The following is a 17,948-nucleotide window of genomic DNA, read 5'->3' as shown; positions in this document are numbered from 1 at the left end:
AAATGGAATCAGAATGAGGCACATAGATGCCCACCATTGAGAAACTTGGATTTTAATCAATTTTATTGCTACCACTAGCCATTACACATCCGCCTGCTAGTAGAAAAGCTAAAGTCGTGCCTACTGCACCTATAACGGGTGTAATGCTTTGGGGTTGGGGAAGGAATACGCCGAATAAACTCATGGCTAATGAAAATCCCCCGAAGTACATTCCTATTCCTAAACCCGACCAACGTTGAGGCATTAATTCTAAAGCAAAGGGAATTGTGCCGTTAATAATTAAACTAAAGCCTAATACTATTAGTAATAAACAAGGAATTGATAAATTTGCGAAAACTATTAACAATAGGGAAATAATAGTGACACCAATCCCAACTAACATGGCGCGACTGTTACCGATTTTAACAGCAAACCAACCGGCAGGGAGTGAAGCAAAAGCGATCGCAATTCCTACCGCCACCATTAACCAAGCATTTTGACCAAATTGTGCTTGTAAATTCTTACTCACAACATCCATCAGTAAGCGAGAACCCCAACCAATCCCAAAACCAGCACCCAATATTAAACTGAGTTCTGACCAAGGTATGGAGTTGATTGCTGTGTGATGTTCGTCAACTGGGTTATCAGGAGGGGTAACTATACGTAGTGCAGCTGTTACCGCTAATAATACAAAGGAAGCGATCGCAAATGTCCAAATCGGCCCTAAACCCAAAATAAACTGATTCACCACACCCCGAAACGCCCCAATTATTCCTCCTGCTAAAGTGACAACACTAAATGCTAAAGGTAACTCGGCGGGGAGAGAATATTTAATTAATAAAGCCATCGCCGGCGAACGAAAGATAGTCATAGCGATCGCCCATGCTATTAATGTGAAAGGGAGGAGCGATCGCCAAACCTCAGTCGGTGGTACAAAAGTTACAATACTAGGAATTGCTATAAATAATGTGGCGGACATAATCACACCCGCCGAAATCAACAAAAATCTACTACCTACCCGTTCCTTGGCTTTGTCTGACAGTCCACCCATGAGAGGTTCTAAAATTACGGCCAAGGCGTTTTCGATAATTAAAATAACCAATGCTAAGGATGCAGGAAAACCAAATTGGGTTAAAAGTTGCGGTACGTAAGCATTATAAATTACCCAGCAGAGGGTAATTGCTCCTTGCAATGCTGCTAATGTCCACACTTGCACCCATAAAATATTAAATTGTGGCTTGGCAATATTCATTTAAAGTGTGATCAATAATTCCCCTATACCAATTCGCAATTCGCAATTCGCAATTCGCAATTAAAAAACTTAGATGCAGCAAAGCTTTTAGGGTTTATGTCTGTATCAAGGTTTTTGTGAATTGGTATTAAGTCTAAGATACAGAGATTTTGGGGCTTTATTTGTAAATTAAATAGAAGTTTTTTTACAATTCGTAATGGACTAATACCAATTCACTAAAATTCTGATAAAGATACAAACCCAAAAACCTCTGTCAAGTCAGGATTTATCAATTGCGAATTGCGAATTGCGAATTGCGAATTGGTATAACGTCCCGCTACGCTAACGTAATTAAATAGATAATTTACCGTTAATTTTATCTTTAATTTTTCTGGTAGAAGCAACTAGAATTTTGCCAATTTCTTTGGTTTCTTGCAGAAGAGGTTCAAATTTATTTTTTCAATTAATTCTGATTCGATTAATATTTCGAGCCAATATTCAGTTTCTCTTTCTTCTTTAAGTGCAATCTCTAATTTGTGAAGAAAATCTTTATCAGATTGAGCAGACTGGGCTTCTCTGACATTTGCACCAATGGAAGTACCGCTACGTAGCAGTTGTTTTGATAATGTTCGACACACTCCAGGTTTTTCATCTAAAAAACTACAAGCTTTAACTATCCTGATTGCTAAGGCTTTTGTTCTATCGCTAATACCAATATTTTGATTCATACATTTTAATCTGAGTTAATAACATTCTTACTCACATTAAATGTCAGTACAATTCGCAATTCGCAATTCGCAGTTCGCAATTAATGCCCCCCGATTTATACGTAGGCTTGAACAAAACAAGGTATAAAATTTTTCTATCCATCAATAAATTTAGGGGCTTGTACCATCAAGGAATAATTGGTCACTCATTTTAATTTAGAAAATTGCGAATTGCGAACTGCGAATTGCGAATTGTTTTAGATGTTACAGTTTACAAGTCTGGATGCGAGAGAAGAGATCCCCCCAACCAACCCCCCAACCCACCCACCCCACAACACCCCCAAACCTCATACCGCACATGGGTAAGTGTCCTTTAGGGGAAGATGTGCTAAAAGTTAAATCTCTATAGTATATCCAGTTTCCTTTCCAAGTTACATCTACTCCGTATATCCAGTTTCCTTTCACTCTCCATCCTACGCGATCGCCAAATTTATCCCAGGCTTCTTTGTAATACTGACCGTCTGGTTTACCACCGACGCTTAAGTAGATTTCTTTTTGAACACTGAAGCCAAAATGTCCATTGCTATATTTTACCCACAGGCGGTCAATGGTACGGAGGTCAGTACAGGGAAAGTTTAATAATTCTTCACTTCTAATCCAGTCTTCTTCTTCACGCCCTACTACCTGAAACATTACCAGATAGGTTTCATAGTCTGCTTCCTTCCATTTTTTTGCTGCTAGTAAGTCGCGCAATTTCGTATAATCTACACCTCTTTCTGAGGCTAATTCATTTTGACGTAGTTTCTCAGCTTCTTCTTGTTCGCGTTTTAGTGTTTCGGCTTCCTGTTGTCGTCGTATTTCAGCCTCTAGTTCTCGTTTTAGCCTTTCTGCTTCTTCCTGTTCTCTTTGTCTTCTTAAAGCTTCAGTTTCCTGTCGTTGCTTCTCAGCTTCTTCCTGTTTGCGTTGACGTTTCTGCTTGAGTTCTTCCACAGCAGTACGGATACCTCTGGCTACATCTGTGAAAGCCTCATCTTGATCAGTCCAAGATTTGACAGGTTTAGCATTCTTGGGTAAAGCTTGTAGTCTAGCAAATGGCGCGCCAGCCCAATCAACACTCCGCAAAATCACCGGAATTACACAAGCTTCACCTGTATTGTGGCGTTCTATTGCCCTTTTAACTTCCACATCCCAACAATACCTAGAAAAAAGGAAGTCAGAACTGACAAGCAGCAGAATAATGTCGGCTGTATTTAAATTGTCGTTAATTTGATGATCCCATTCTTGCCCAGGTAGTATCTTGCGGTCATGCCAGCTTGATATTACACCCTGCCATTCTAATATAGTCAGGTGTTTAGCTAATTCATCCCGTAGAGTTTCATCCTTGTGAGAGTAAGAAAAGAAAAGCTTGAAAGATACCTCTGACATTTTCGCGCTCAGGAGTAGGATAAATTAGGCTTAGGTTAAATTATAGTGTTTTTGCCCAATTTCCCTGAGCATCTGATGGAAAAGTAGGTTGGGTTAAGCGTAGCGCAACCCAACAATGATCTGAAAAACTCAACCTAGTACCTCGGTGTTGGGTTTCCTTACGTCAACCCAACCTACTGATCGTTAATTCTTGCTCCCCTTCCCTTGTAGGGAAGGGGCTGGGGGTTAGGTCTGAGCAATAATGCAATCAAGCCGAAAAAATTTTATTTAGTATAAATTTTAACCAGATTCTTCATCTAAAGCCTTCTGTATTGCCCTCCTGCAAAATTCCGAAGGATCATCTTTTGCCTTCACTGCATCTTTCATCTCTTTAGTGACGCGAAAACTTAGGTTGTCTGTTAACTCTCTACTCTCCTGATTTCCAAAATTTTCTGGTTTACCTTTAGGGTTTGACATTATCCCAAGAATTTTAAAAATAAATCTAAACCTATGCGCGTATTAATCTACATTATTTAATCAATAATGCAATCCAGTGAGAAAATTTTACTGAGTATAAATTTTAACCAGATTCTTCATCTAAAGCCTTCTGTATTGCCCTCCTGCAAAATTCTGGAGGATCTTCTTGTGCTTTCACCGCATCTTTCATGTCTTTAGTGACACGGAAACTTAATTGTTCTGTTAATTCTTTACTTGGTTGATTACCGAAATTTTCTGGTTTACCTTTGCGGTTTGACATTGTATAGAAATATAAATAACGCTTGAATCCGATGAAACCAACGGTATAGAGTTTTTAAACGGTGGTGGTAACAAGCTGGAAACTGGTACACCACCGATACCACTTTTACAAATGGCAATACTTATTTTATGCTGTTTAGTCGCACTGAACTAGAACTGTTAACCATTCCCCAACTAAAAATGCTTTGTAACCGCTATGGATTAAAACCAACAGGTAATCCAGGTTACAAGACTGCATACATCACAACCTTAATGGCTTTCCCTGCACTAGCATTAAAGCAACTAGAAGATGGCAGAGGCTTAAAATTCCCTACGTTTGTTAGCTATCAAGCAGTAGGTAGCGCATTAGAAGAAATGGGAACACCCACTACAGAACAGTCCGCACTCATCAGAATTTCCCTGGAAGGTAAATCAATTAATCATCCTGAAAAGTACGGTCAGCAAAAGTTAATCGCCTTATACAATGCTAAAGATCACCTAGAACGGGCAATCAGTTTGTTAGATATTCAGTAGGGACTGGGATTGGGGATTGGGGACTGGGGACTGGGGACTGGGGACAAGGTAGATTTATACTCCAATGCCCTATGCCCTATGCCCCATTCCCCATGTCTATTTAGTATTCAGGAACGGAAGAATCTACTTCCCGACTCCAAGCGGTGATACCACCTTTAACATTTGTACCGACAATTCCCGCATCCTTGAGGATAGATAAGGCTTTAGCCGATCGCCCGCCCATTTTACAATGAGCAATTAAGCGATGACCGTTGAGTATTTCTTTGACTTTGGCTACACCATTACCATTTTCAATTTCTGGTAAAGGTACTAATACTGAACCAGGAATTTTGGCAATGTCGTACTCGTTGGGGTTACGCACATCTAGCAGCACAAAATCCTTTGCACCACTATCAAGTAATTCCTTCAACTGAGTTACAGTCATTTCTTGAATATCTTGCTGCTGTTGCGCCTCGGCTGCTTTGGCTTGAGGAATACCGCAAAATTGTTCGTAGTCTATCAGCTTTTCAATTACTGGGCGCACTGGGTTGGGACGCAGTTTTAACTCCCGGAATTTCATATCTAGGGCATTGTACAGCAACAATCTGCCACTCAATGTATTGCCATTCCCCAGAATAATTTTGACGGTTTCTGTGGCTTGAATGACACCAATAATCCCTGGCAGAATCCCTAATACGCCACCTTCTGCACAGGAAGGAACCATTCCTGGTGGTGGTGGTTCTGGGTATAAGTCGCGGTAGTTCGGCCCGCCTTCGTAGTTAAATACTGTTGCTTGTCCTTCAAAGCGGAAGATTGAACCGTAAACGTTGGGTTTGTTTAACAATACGCAAGCATCGTTGACTAGATATCTAGTGGGGAAATTATCTGTGCCATCCACCACGATATCGTAATCTTTAACGATATCTAGGGCATTTTCGGAACTTAAGCGGGTTTCGTAGAGATCCACCTGACAATAGGGGTTAATCTCATGAATGCGGTTTTTTGCGGATTCAATTTTGGGTTTACCTACCCAGGATGTACCATGAATAACTTGACGCTGTAGGTTAGAAGTATCTACAACATCGAAGTCAACAATACCGATGCGACCGATACCTGCGGCTGCTAAATATAACAGTAGTGGTGAACCTAGCCCACCTGTACCGATACATAATACACTGGCAGCTTTCAGGCGTTTTTGCCCATCTACTCCCACCTCTGGCAAAATTAGGTGACGAGAGTAGCGTTCGTAATCATCTTTGGTCAACTGGATCTCATCCAGATTGGGATTAAGCATAGCAGTTTGAATGAGGACGCGCGGAATATTGATTGTATCGAAAAATGATGTCTGTGTTTTAGTTTAAGTATTGAGATTATGTTATCAGGAAAGGTGGGGACTGGGGATTGGGGACTGGGGATTGGGGATTTTCTAGTTTCTGGCTGTGAGAACGGAAATCTTTTCGGTTTGAAATTGATGATTTTCGTTAAGAGTCCAACTGTTGATTTCACTAGCTACACCGTTTTGAACGGAAACTATGATGTATGAGTATCCTGGCCAAGCATACAAGCGATCGCATTCTGAGGGAATAGCCGGATAATTGGGATGGGAATGATAGATACTAATGATATTTAAGGCGCGATCCCGTGCTGATTTTTGTACTTCTAACATGATTTCGGGAGTGATCGCATATCTTCGTTCGGTGCTGTGGGTATTACTATTCTCTGTGAAGTTTTCTGCTTCACTATTCCAAGCGTTAGCTGTGGGTATTACCTCGACTACAGTTTTCACACTCCCAGTGACATAGCCTAAAATTAACCCACAACACTCCTCTGGGTAAGTGCTTTCAGCGTGACGTTGAATAGTTTGTAAGTGTTCTGGGAGCAGTTTAATCACTGGTGGAAGCATGATATTGACTTTGCCGAGAAATAATTATGCGATCGGTTGGCGTTACCCTGGTTTTCGCTTTAATATGACTACTACATATCGACCATTCACCCTCAACGCTGAAATTAATCATGATTGATCAGGAACAAGTTCGTAAAGTTGCTTTGCTGGCACGTTTAGAATTAACTCCAGAAGAAGAACAACAATTTACTACTCAGCTAGGTAGTATTTTGGAATATGTAGAGCAGTTGAGTGAGTTGGATGTCACCGATGTTCAGCCTACAACACGGGCTATTGATGTCAGCAACGTGACAAGAGAAGATGAATTACAGCCCTATCCTGAAAGAGAAGCTATTCTCAACAATGCACCAGAGCAAGAAGGCGATTTCTTTAAAGTACCAAAAATTTTGAATGTGGAATAGTCAATAGTCATTAGTCATTAGTCAATAGTCAATAGTCATTAGTTAGCACTCAGCACTCAGCACTCAGCACTCATTACTTCGTCTACCTTGTCTCCCATCCTCAACCCTCCGGTGTAGGCATGGTAAACTGCGGACTCGGCATAGTGGGTAATACTATAGGCTGGGGTGTGGCAGCATCTAGTTGTAATTGTGCTTCATTGCGCGCTCTAATTGCAGGTTGGTCATTTGGCTTGTATTTTAGGGCTTGATCATAGGATGCGATCGCTTCTTTGTAGCGTTGTAAACTATACAAGGCATTACCGCGACTATACCAGCTTTCGTAATGATTGGGTTTGTAGCGTACTGCTTGGCTATAGGATGCGATCGCGTCTTCGTATTTTTGTAAATTATATTGAGAGTTGCCTAAACTATACCAAACTTGATAATTCTTGGGTTGAAGTTTGGCGGCTCGCTTATAAGCTTCTATGGCTTCGGTGTAATTTTGGTTTTGATGTAATGACCAGCCTTTACCATACCAGGCTTGATAATTATTAGAGTTGGTTTTCAAGATTTGGTTGAATGTTTCAATTGCTTCTGGATAACGTTGTAAGGTAATTAAGCTATTCCCTTTTGATAGCCAAGCTGCTTCATAATTGGGGTTATATTGCACCGCTTTATCATAGGCTTTGATGGCATCTTCATAACGTCTCAAGTTAACTTGAGAATTGCCTAAATTATACCAAGCACTAACATAATTAGGTTTGATTTCTACGGCTTTATTATAAGCTGTGATCGCTTCATCGTATTGTTTTAAATTTTGGAAGGCTAAACCCTTATTATACCAAGTCACATAATCGTCTGCTTTTAATTCTAAAGCTTTATTATAAGCATTAATAGCATTATCATACTGTTTTAATATACTGAATGTTTCGCCTTTAGCACTCCAGATTTCGGGAGAATTTTGATTAAGTTTTAAAGCCTTATCAAAAGAGGCGATCGCTTCTTGGTATCGCTGTAATTTTTGTAAGGCAAAACCTCTACCATTCCAAGCTTCTAGGTAATCTGGTAAAATTTGAATGGCTTTATCATAGGCTGTCAATGCTTCTTGATATTTCTCTAATTTCGCCAGAGTTCTAGCTTGTCCATACCAAGCTTGTGGATAATCTGGTTTCATTGTGGTGGCTTGGCGATAAGCATTCAGAGCGTCTTGATAGCGTTGCAATTCAAATAATGTATTACCTTGTTTAGAAAGTTCTATGGCATTGCTCACATTGACATTATTAATTACGTAGGTTGCAGCTACACCAGTTAAACCCGTTAATAAAATTGCAAATAAAATCTTCAAGAATATACTTTTTCGATGCGAAAAAAAAGATGTTTTCTGGGGTGGTAAAGTAGGGGTGACAGGTAAAGTATTAGATACCGATTTTGTTAATTCCGTAAGTGCGTTTAAAGCGGACGTAGCTGTAGAATAACGTTGACGAAAATCATAACAAACCATTTTGTCAATTAAGTTGGCAAAGTCTGGGGAAACTGTAGCTTGATTGCGCCAGATAATTTCATTAGTTTCAGGATCTTGCTCAATTTGCAAAGCTGACAAACCTGTGAGTGCTTGAATGGCAAGTATCCCTACTGCATAGATATCACTGCTAAATTTGGGATTACCTTGTGCTTGTTCACCAGGAATATATCCAGGTGTGCCAATAACTACAGTAGATTTTGGTTCACCTGCGGTATTGATGATTTGGGTTGTAATTTGTTTCACCGCACCAAAATCTATCAAAACTAACTTACCATCCTCACGCCGTAAAATATTACGGGGGTTAATATCACGGTGAATGACATTTTGCTCATGCACAAATTCCAAGATAGTCAGAAGTTCTGCTAACAGTGCGGTGACTTCCGCCTGCGAATAGGTAAGTCCTGTGGTGATTTCTTGAGAGAGATTGTAACCTGGAATGAGTTCCTGTACTAGATAAAACTCCGCGTTATCCTCAAAGTAAGCCAAAAGTTGCGGAATGCGATCGTGTTTGCCTAATTTATAGAGTACCTGCGCTTCTGTATCAAATAATCGCCGTGCAATTCCTAAAGTATGAGGATCTTTCGACTGGGGTTGGAGTTTTTTCACAACACACTTAGGTGAACCGGGTAAATGGGTATCACAAGCCACAAAAGTTTCACCAAATCCCCCTCCTCCCAAGTGGCTAATAATTTGGTATCTTCCCACAAGTGTGTTTCCTAGCATCCAGTGTACCTAGTCAAGTGCATTGCAATCTGATTCCAATCTTGCCATAGGTTTGAGATATTGGGCATGGGAGGAAGGCAGAGTCAGCAGGAGAGAAAATGAATAACTCAATAGAACGACTGAAAATCACCAAACCATGTTAATTAATGTAAAAATACTATGAATTCATTTCGTAGTAAGGACTTTAGTCCTTTTTTGTTCGCGAAGCATCTCTAAGAGAAGTCATTGCGCTAGCGTAGTGGCATGAAGTCCATTGCGAATTGCGAATTGCGAATTGCGAATTGGTTTAATTACTTACCTTGTTCTACTTATCTAACTTTAGATACTTGCTCAGTAGAATCCTAATACCTGAGTAATGATTTTTTATATATCTGATGAGAGATTGATTTTTAATAGTAGAAAAATCATACTCAATCAGATTTATGTGATGTCTCCAAACGGATATCGCATTATGATTTGGATTTTTCCTATGTCAATGCCCAATGTTGACCAAATTGGCTATAAATTATCTCAGGAATTGATATTTGTACGAGAAAAAATTACTAGATTAAAAGAATTAGAAAAACAATATCAACGCAGACAAGCATTACTTGAGGCACAAATAAAAGCCACCGGAGTTCAGCCACCTTTACAATTAATTAATGGTGGAGTTTCTAGTCAGGAAGTACAACCAGAAAGTGAGAATTTAACAGAAAGTGAGGAACGGCTGAGGCTAGCTTTAGAAGCTGCAAATATGGGATTTTGGGATTGGCATATACCGACTCAAAAAGTCATCTGGTCTGAGAACTATGAGCTTTTGTTTGGTTTAACTTCTGGTAGTTTTTCTGGGACTTATGAGGCTTTTTTAGCTTGTTTGTACAGTGAAGATAGACAAAGAGTTATACAGAAAATTGTTCAAACTCAAGCAGAAAAAACACCTTATAGTGATGAATTTCGTATAGTTTGGCCTGATCAAACGGTACATTGGATTGCATCTAAGGGAAAATTTTTCTTTGATCACCAGGGACAAGCGATCAGGATGATTGGAACTTGTATGGATATTACTGAAAGTAAACAAGTAGCAGCAAATACACAGATTTTAGTGAACAAAATTCAAGAACAAGCCAATATATTAAATGCTATTCTCACTACTTCAGTAGATCACATTTTTATTTTTAATCGTACAGGTGAATATCAGTACGTCAGTCATGGTGGTGCGGCGGTATTGGGTTTGCGTCCAGAGGAGATGGTGGGAAAGACTGTGAGAGACTTAGATTTACCACCAGAATTCATAGAAAAAGTAGAGAGTCAATCTCAAACGGTCATCACAACAGGTATACCTATTAAAGATGAGTGTACCTATGTCACAGCAAACGGGATTCAATACTATGAGTATATTCTCACTCCACTACGTAAACCTGACCAAAGTATTGAGGGTGTGATCACGGTTTCGCGTAACATTACAGCACACAAGCAAATTGAACAATCCTTACGTCATAGTGAGGCTAGATTCCGGCGGTTGTTTGAATCTAATTTAATTGGGGTAGCTTTTTGGACTGTTGATGGCTTGATTACCGAGGCCAATGATGCTTATTTAAAATTGGCTGGCTATACCCGTGAAGAGTTCGCCGCTTTGGGTAGCATTGATTGGCGAGAACTTACCCCACTTGAATATAATCATTTAGACGATCGCGCGATCGCCCAAGTTAAAACTCATGGTGTTTCCCAAGTTTACGAAAAGGAATATATTCACCGCAACGGTAAACGGGTAGCAGTCGTATTGGGGATAGCTTTACTCAATGACTCCCAAAACAGGGGAGTGGCGTTTGTGCTAGATATTAGTCAACGCAAACAAGCAGAACAAGAACGCGATCGCCTACTACATCAAGAAAGATTAGCACGCCAAGAAGCAGAGGTTGCTAACCGCATCAAAGATGAATTTTTAGCGGTTCTCTCCCATGAACTCAGAACACCACTTAACCCGATTTTAGGTTGGTCAAAATTACTCCGTTCCCGCCAATTTAATCAGTCTACTATTGACCAAGCCCTAGAAACCATTGAACGCAATGCTAAACTGCAAACGCAATTAATTGAAGATTTATTAGATGTTTCCCGCATCCTGCAAGGTAAATTGACATTGAATTTGTGTCCAGTCAGTGTAGTTATGGTAGTGGAAGCGGCGGTGGAAACAGTGCGACTAGCAGCAGAGGCTAAGTCTATTATCATTGAGAAAGTTCTTGACCATAATTTAGGTCAAGTCATGGGTGATCCCAATCGACTGCAACAGGTAATCTGGAATTTACTATCTAATGCTGTGAAGTTTACACCCCCTGGTGGTAGGGTAAATATTCACCTCACAGAAGTGAATCACCAAGTGCAAATTCAAGTCAGTGATACAGGTAAGGGTATTGCACCGGCTTTTCTTCCTCATGTGTTTGATTACTTTCGCCAAGCTGACAGTACAACTACGAGAAAATTTGGTGGTTTGGGTTTAGGACTAGCGATCGCGCGTCAAGTTGTAGAATTACACAGAGGGAGTGTGCAAGCATTTAGTCCAGGGGAAGGAATGGGTGCTACCTTTCGAGTCAACTTACCACTGATACACAAACATGAACCCATGAGTTATGAAGAAGAACAACCGTTATCAACTCACCATCAATCTTCCACACTGAAAGGTAAAAAGGTGTTGGTAGTAGATGATGAACCGGATATCAGAGATTTGGTGAGTTTTATTTTGGAAGACTATGGCATTGAAGTAACTGCCGTCAAGTCAGCACAAGAGGCTTTAGAAACACTATCTGAGTCATTACCAGATATTTTAATCAGTGATATCGGAATGCCGGAAGTAGACGGTTATATGCTGATGCGACAATTAAGACAACAGCCACCAGAACTTGGCGGAACTATTCCCGCGATCGCCCTGACGGCTTATGCTGGAGAAATTAATCAACAACAAGCTATCACGGCGGGATTTCAAATGCACATATCCAAGCCTGTAGATCCTGATGCTTTAATTGAAGCGATCGCTAGTTTGGTTAATAGTCAATAGTCAATAGTCAATAGTCAATAGTCAACAGTCAACACTCATTACTCATTACTCAGCACGTGCTAAACGCCCCGCTTCCGCTAACAGCACTCAGCACTCATTACTCAACAGTTGCTATCCTCTATTCTGTGTTTGTTTTCGTCATATGAATTTTCCGCAGTTTCCATAAAAAAGCCTCCCATCTTTAGGAGGCTAAAACTTTAAGCGGAGACAGTTTTGTTACATAATCTGAGTTTGGGATAAGAAAACAGACAGGTAAGAATACCAATTCGCATCAGAATTTTAGTGAATTGGTATAGGCTGAAAACAGCGATTACTCATAACTTATAACTCAGCACTCAGCACTCAGCACTCAGCACTCATTACGGTTTCCTCTCTCCTGGTGGTGGAAGTGTGGGAGCATTTCCTGGGGCTTGAGGTGTTGTCTGGGGTGCTGGTGGAGTGGCGGCGGGAGTGTTTACCACTGGTTGGGGAATGGTGACGGCGGCGGCGGGATTGGATGATGTCGATTCGTCAAAACGGAGAAGCGATCGCGCGTGTTTATAATAGGTAGCCCATCTTCTGGGATCGGGACGAGTCCGCCATTGTTGACGACTGACTCCTAAAGTTAAAATCGGGGCGATTGCTCCATAACTTTGTACGGAGACAATTACGGAAACATCTGTTACTAGAATATCTTTATCAAAGCTGCGTTGGGCTGCGGCTCTTGCTGTCATTTCGGCGCGTCTGAGTATGGCTTCGTAACCTTCATCCGGTAATCGATCAATAGTTAAATCTACTCTGGCTGTGTAGGCTCTGGCAATTTGGGGGGAGATGGTTTCCGTGACTATCCACACAGACACAGGTGCTAAGAGCAAAAATACTAAGGGAAATGTCCGGATTTTTTTGTCAAATTGGCTAATAAATGAGAAGGGAATGATCGATGATAGTTGGTGCATACCAATTTTGATCATAACTTTATAGCTCCCTGGTGAAGTTCGATATTTTGAATAAGCTGAGGGTTTTTCCTGACATATATGTAATTCTAATTACATAAATTCGGTGAATCCAAAAGAATCACCAAAACTATAAGCAATAGGTTAGCTTTGTTTTTTCAGCAAAGCCAACCGCAATTTTAGGCAAGCACACAACAACCTACAAAGGGCGGGATGGCAAACTACTGGGCGATCGCCATAGGCATCAATCAATATCAGTTATTTCAACCTTTAAGTTGCGCTCAAGCTGATGCTGAGGCGTTAAAAGATTTTTTAGTACAGCAGGCGGGTTTTTTAAATCAACGTTGCCTGCTGATGAGCGATACATCACCACCAATTGGTGATCGATCCACCCATCCGACGAAAGAAAATATTTTGCTGCTACTAGAGGATTTAGCAGCAGCCTGCTGGCAACCCCAAGACAATATTTGGCTATTTTTTAGCGGTTATGGGGTCAACTATGGAGGTAGAGATTACCTCATGCCTGTAGATGGTGATCCTCAGCGCATCCCCGAAACGGGCATCGAATTGCGATCGCTCATGCAAAGCCTGCAAATAGCTAACCTCAATGTCCTGTTACTACTGGATATCAACCGGGCTTGCGGTGTAGCTGGTGATACTCCCGTCGGTAAAGAAACCTTAGATTTAGCCGCAGAACTCCAAATCGCCACAATTTTTTCTTGCCAACCAGAACAATTTGCCCAAGAAAGTCGCGAACTAGGTCACGGTATATTTACTGCCGCACTCTTAGCTGCTTTACGTTCCGGTTACGGCATTAGCTTGGCAGATTTAGACAAACATCTCAGTATTATCACCCCAGAGTTATCTCAACACTACTGGCGACCGACTCAAAACCCAGTGGCTGTCATCCCCTCTCAACCGCCAGTCATCTTACCGCCAGTAGAAACCACAACCAACACATTACAATTTCGCGCCATCATTCCCACGACATTCATTCCCAACACCATTGAACCATCTGCTACAGAACCAATTATTTTTCCAGAGGAAAGTTTTGCTGTCGCCATAGCTGCGCCACCCTTGGGCGAAACACCCCCCAATACATCAGTCAATCCTTACCCGATGAATATGTGGGTGGATGCTCAAAATGCTCAAACGGCTATTAAAGATAGATCCCAGTCGTTATCGAATTTGACATTTAATGAGCATCAAGTCCCAAATCTCGACAGTTACAGTCAATATGTTCCCCAAACTGCACCCGATCAAGAAATGGGTGGCAGATTTATTCCCGAAACTCCCCAACCTTATATCTCTCGTCTACCAGAAAATCAACCAGACTCTTCCTTATGGCGACAATTTTTGATGTGGGGCGGCGGTACAATGCTAGTCGTCACCTTGATTACAGTAGTTCTCCTGCGTAATCAAGCGAGAATTTTGCAAGCCAGGGAGGCCGCCTCGACAGCGATGAATCATGAATTACCTGTAATTCAAACTGCTGCTAGTTCCCCAACTACCCGCAAAATCTCTCAACCCAGACCTCAACCTCCCAAAAATCCGTCAACTGCCCAAATTGCGGTGATTTCCGAATCACAAAAACGCAACCAAGCCTTACTAGATTTAGCGAAGAAGTCCCTCAGACAAACCCAAGCTAGCGATTTGAGTTTAGCTATTGCTACAGCTAAGAAAATCAAACCTGGTGAACCCCTCTATGACCAAGCCCAGGAGAATATTAAAATTTGGAGTCAGATGATCCTGGATTTAGCAGAAGGTCGAGCTAAACAGAGACAATATAACAATGCGATCGCAGCTGCTCAATTGATCCCCAAAGGTGAAACCCTTTACCCCCAAGCCCAAGCAGCAATTACCCAATGGCGTACAGAAGCCAGACAATATCTCGCTAACACCACCCTATTAGATGCAGCTAGTGGTCTGATTAAGCCAGGACAAGCCTCCACCTATAACCGCGCCATTGAAGTCGCCAAAAGAGTCCCCCAAGGTCAACCAGGTTATGAATTAGCCAAAAAGTCTATTAATCAATGGAGTGAAAAGATTTTAGACTTGGCAAAAGCCCGTGCTGAACAAGGCGATTTTCCCGCCGCCATAGAAACAGCCACTTTAGTTCCAGAAGTCACACCTATTCATGAAGATGCTCAAGAAGTAATTCAAAAGTGGCGCAGTAGGAAGGGGAGTTCTAACTAGAATAGTATGAGGCAGGGAGAAGAGGGCAGGGGGCAGGGGGCAGGGAGCAGGGGGAGAAAGAATGTTCTCTTGATTTTCAATTTTTAAATTAGAATTGGTACGACAAAAACAGTATAAATGCTAAGTTAGCTTAACTTATGTGGTCTAATTAGTGATTAATTTGCTATATTAACTCCGTAATCCGTTATAAGTTAGCAATATCCGGTTTATTCACCTGTGAACGGCTTGCCTTTAGGCGAAGAAGCTTTTTTCTTTGAACGAATGCTTGATCTGCTGTCGGTCATTGGCTGGGATGGCTACTTTAAGCGGATCAACCCTTTATTTACTCAAATCTTTGGTCATTCACAAACAGAGTTCTTAGCCAGTGCTTTTTTAGACTTCGTGCATCCAGATGACTACTTTGTCACTTTGGCAGAAATGGAGAGGTTAAAAGCAGGTACACTCACAGGAAAATTTGAGAACCGTTACCGAACTATTCGTGGTGACTATCGTTGGCTGGAATGGACAGCATCACCGCAAATTGACAAAGAAGTCATCTATTGCGTTGCTCGCGATGTCACTCAGCAAAAAGAGACAGAAGCCGCCCTAAAACGCGCCAACCATGAATTAGAACAACGCACTGTCCAGTTAGAGCAGGTAAATAAGTCACTGCAAGAGAGCGAAGAACGCCACCAATTGGCAATGGAAATTGCGCGGATGTTTAGCTTTGAGTGGGAGGTAGCCACGGATGCTGTGAAGCGATCGCCTCATTGTGCTGGTATTTTGGGTTTAAGTTTGCCATCAGCCCAAAATGAAACAGGTGCAGTTTTTTTTCAGCGCATCCATACTGATGATCGTGACCGCTTCATAGCAGTCTTACAGACACTAACACCAGAAAACAGCACTTACAAAACTACCTATCGAGTTGTGCGCCCGGATGGTCAAATCATCATCCTGGAGGAAAGTGGCCGTGCGCTATTTGATCAGCACCGACAGTTAACTAGAATGATTGGGATGACGGTGGATATCACAACGCGTCAACGACTAGAAGCAGAATTAGATGAAAGCCGAACGACCTTACAACGCCAGTTAACTGAAATTGAAACTATTTACCAATCTGCCCCTATTGGGTTGAATGTACTCGATTCCGACCTGCGCTTTTTAAGAATTAACCAGCGTTTGGCAGAAATCAATGGCTTTTCTGTAGAAGAACACATTGGGCGCACAATTCGAGAGTTACTACCTAGTATCGCAGATACAGCCGAAGAGTTGCTGCGCCCCATCTTTGAAACCGGAGAAGGCTTATTAAACGTGGAAATTCGGGGAGAAACTCCAGCACAACCAGGAGTAGAACGTGTTTGGTTAGAAAGCTTTTTACCGTTGAAAGATGGCGATCGCGTGATTGGTATTAATACCGTTTGCGAAGAGATTACCGAGCGTAAAGCCATTGAAACTCAACGAGAAAGGTTACTCCAGCAAGAGCAAGCGGCGCGAGAAGCCGCAGAACGCGCCAACCGAATGAAAGATGAATTTTTGGCGGTTGTCTCCCATGAACTGCGAACCCCACTGCAACCGATTTTAGGCTGGTCAAGGCTACTGCAATCACCCAATGTTAGTTCTGAGAGGCTCCAGCAGGGGTTAAGTACGATTGAACGGAATGCTCAACAACAGCTGCAACTAATCGATGATCTCCTAGATATCTCTCGCATCATTCGCGGTCAAATCTCCCTTAACTTTGTAGCGATTGATTTAGTAGAGCCAATTATGGCGGCTTTAGAAACCGTTCATTTAGCAGCAGAAGCAAAAGCAATTCGCTTTGAGATGTTGCTTGACCCCTCATTAGGTCAGGTAAAGGGTGATAAAAGCAGATTACAACAGGTAATCTGGAATATATTGTCGAATGCAGTTAAATTCACCCCCAAAGGGGGAAAAATCACGGTGCAACTCAGCCGTGTTGACTCACATCTTGCACAAATTCAAGTCAGTGATACCGGAAAAGGTATCCAACCAGAATTTTTACCTTATGTGTTTGAATTATTCCGCCAACAGGAAAGTTCTACAACTCGTACCTTTGGCGGTTTGGGACTGGGGTTGGCGATCGCTCGTCAATTAGTGGAAGCACATGGGGGTATAATTACTGTTGTCAGTGCTGGAGAAGGGCAGGGAGCAACTTTTACAGTGCAGTTGCCGTTAACCTCTGTGGCAAATCCCCATACTCCCGATGATCGCAACAGTCCCAGGCTGAATTTAGACAAGTTACGCGTGATCGTAATAGATGATGAAGCAGATTCACTAGAACTGGTAAAGTTTATGCTAGAGCAGGAAGGCGCGGATATTTTAGGATTCTCTGCTGCTAATCAAGCTTTATCAGTTCTGACTCAAGCACAATTCGATTTACTGATCAGCGATATTGGAATGCCAGAGATGGACGGCTACAAATTCATTCGTCAGGTTCGCGAACTACCACCTCAATTCAACCGCGATATCCCAGCGATCGCTCTGACTGCCTATGCTGGTGAGGCGAATCACCGCCAAATTCTCGCTGCTGGGTTTCAAGCCCATCTCGCCAAGCCCATCGAACCACAACAACTGCTGGATGCGATCGCCACAGTTATCGCAAATTAAATGATAATTAATCATGATCGCAATTGAGTATAGCTAAAACCCCAAATTTTATTAATAAAATTTGGGGTTTTGCTGTCGAATTTTCTAAGTG

General features: G+C 41.7%; 13 protein-coding genes and 1 pseudogene. 5 read left to right on the top strand and 9 right to left on the bottom strand.

Annotated elements, in window-relative coordinates; genetic code table 11:
- Positions 1–52: 52 nt before the first annotated feature.
- From ACQFX9_RS13165 to ACQFX9_RS13145, 5 genes and pseudogenes are all read right to left on the bottom strand, one after another.
- Positions 53–1,231, bottom strand: a complete 1,179-nt coding sequence (locus ACQFX9_RS13165) for an MFS transporter (RefSeq protein ID WP_427162413.1) — start codon at positions 1,229–1,231, stop codon at positions 53–55.
- Between the two features lie 330 nt (positions 1,232–1,561).
- Positions 1,562–1,938, bottom strand: a pseudogene (locus ACQFX9_RS13160) (four helix bundle protein).
- Between the two features lie 243 nt (positions 1,939–2,181).
- A complete protein-coding gene (locus ACQFX9_RS13155) occupies positions 2,182–3,342 on the bottom strand; it encodes a GUN4 domain-containing protein (RefSeq protein WP_427162412.1) in 1,161 nt (386 codons plus the stop codon).
- Positions 3,343–3,621: 279 nt separating this feature from the next.
- The gene (locus ACQFX9_RS13150; RefSeq protein ID WP_427162411.1) at positions 3,622–3,798 is read right to left on the bottom strand and encodes a hypothetical protein; all 177 of its coding nucleotides are present in this window, start codon (positions 3,796–3,798) and stop codon (positions 3,622–3,624) included.
- 103 nt (positions 3,799–3,901) lie between these two features.
- A complete protein-coding gene (locus ACQFX9_RS13145) occupies positions 3,902–4,078 on the bottom strand; it encodes a hypothetical protein (RefSeq protein WP_192881601.1) in 177 nt (58 codons plus the stop codon).
- Positions 4,079–4,206: 128 nt separating this feature from the next.
- Here ACQFX9_RS13145 and ACQFX9_RS13140 point away from each other — a divergent pair, with 128 nt between their 5' ends.
- Positions 4,207–4,590 carry a hypothetical protein gene (locus tag ACQFX9_RS13140; RefSeq protein ID WP_427162409.1) on the top strand — a complete coding sequence of 128 codons (384 nt, stop codon included), beginning with the start codon at positions 4,207–4,209 and terminating at the stop codon, positions 4,588–4,590.
- A 100-nt stretch (positions 4,591–4,690) separates the two neighbouring features.
- Here the strand turns inward: ACQFX9_RS13140 and moeB are convergent, their stop codons facing one another.
- Together moeB and ACQFX9_RS13130 are read right to left on the bottom strand one after the other, a co-directional pair.
- Positions 4,691–5,863 carry a molybdopterin-synthase adenylyltransferase MoeB gene (moeB, locus tag ACQFX9_RS13135; RefSeq protein ID WP_427162408.1) on the bottom strand — a complete coding sequence of 391 codons (1,173 nt, stop codon included), beginning with the start codon at positions 5,861–5,863 and terminating at the stop codon, positions 4,691–4,693.
- 132 nt (positions 5,864–5,995) lie between these two features.
- Positions 5,996–6,472 carry a Mov34/MPN/PAD-1 family protein gene (locus ACQFX9_RS13130; RefSeq protein WP_427162407.1) on the bottom strand — a complete coding sequence of 159 codons (477 nt, stop codon included), beginning with the start codon at positions 6,470–6,472 and terminating at the stop codon, positions 5,996–5,998.
- Positions 6,473–6,582: 110 nt separating this feature from the next.
- Between ACQFX9_RS13130 and gatC the strand changes: the two genes are divergently transcribed.
- Positions 6,583–6,873, top strand: a complete 291-nt coding sequence (gene gatC / locus ACQFX9_RS13125; RefSeq protein ID WP_236144681.1) for an Asp-tRNA(Asn)/Glu-tRNA(Gln) amidotransferase subunit GatC — start codon at positions 6,583–6,585, stop codon at positions 6,871–6,873.
- Positions 6,874–6,973: 100 nt separating this feature from the next.
- Here the strand turns inward: gatC and ACQFX9_RS13120 are convergent, their stop codons facing one another.
- Positions 6,974–9,097 (bottom strand): tetratricopeptide repeat protein, encoded by a 2,124-nt coding sequence (locus tag ACQFX9_RS13120; RefSeq protein ID WP_427162406.1) that lies wholly within the window; start codon positions 9,095–9,097, stop codon positions 6,974–6,976.
- A 475-nt stretch (positions 9,098–9,572) separates the two neighbouring features.
- On the opposite strand from ACQFX9_RS13120, the gene ACQFX9_RS13115 reads away from it, so the two are divergent.
- Positions 9,573–12,125, top strand: coding sequence for a PAS domain S-box protein (locus ACQFX9_RS13115; protein ID WP_427162871.1), 2,553 nt, complete (start codon positions 9,573–9,575; stop codon positions 12,123–12,125).
- Between the two features lie 359 nt (positions 12,126–12,484).
- On the opposite strand, the gene ACQFX9_RS13110 is transcribed toward ACQFX9_RS13115, so the two are convergent.
- Positions 12,485–13,075, bottom strand: coding sequence for a hypothetical protein (locus ACQFX9_RS13110; RefSeq protein ID WP_427162405.1), 591 nt, complete (start codon positions 13,073–13,075; stop codon positions 12,485–12,487).
- 195 nt (positions 13,076–13,270) lie between these two features.
- Here ACQFX9_RS13110 and ACQFX9_RS13105 point away from each other — a divergent pair, with 195 nt between their 5' ends.
- Positions 13,271–15,253: a caspase family protein gene (locus tag ACQFX9_RS13105; RefSeq protein WP_427162404.1), complete on the top strand. Its 1,983-nt coding sequence runs from the start codon at positions 13,271–13,273 to the stop codon at positions 15,251–15,253.
- Between the two features lie 216 nt (positions 15,254–15,469).
- Entirely contained in the window at positions 15,470–17,857 is a 2,388-nt protein-coding gene (locus ACQFX9_RS13100; RefSeq protein ID WP_427162403.1) for a PAS domain S-box protein, read from the top strand.
- The last annotated feature ends 91 nt before the right edge of the window (positions 17,858–17,948 follow it).

It is taken from the genome of Aliinostoc sp. HNIBRCY26 (genome assembly GCF_050235535.1).
GTDB lineage: Bacteria > Cyanobacteriota > Cyanobacteriia > Cyanobacteriales > Nostocaceae > Trichormus.
The sequence above is the reverse complement of the archived record's forward strand: the minus strand, read 5'-3'. Positions and strand labels throughout refer to the sequence as shown.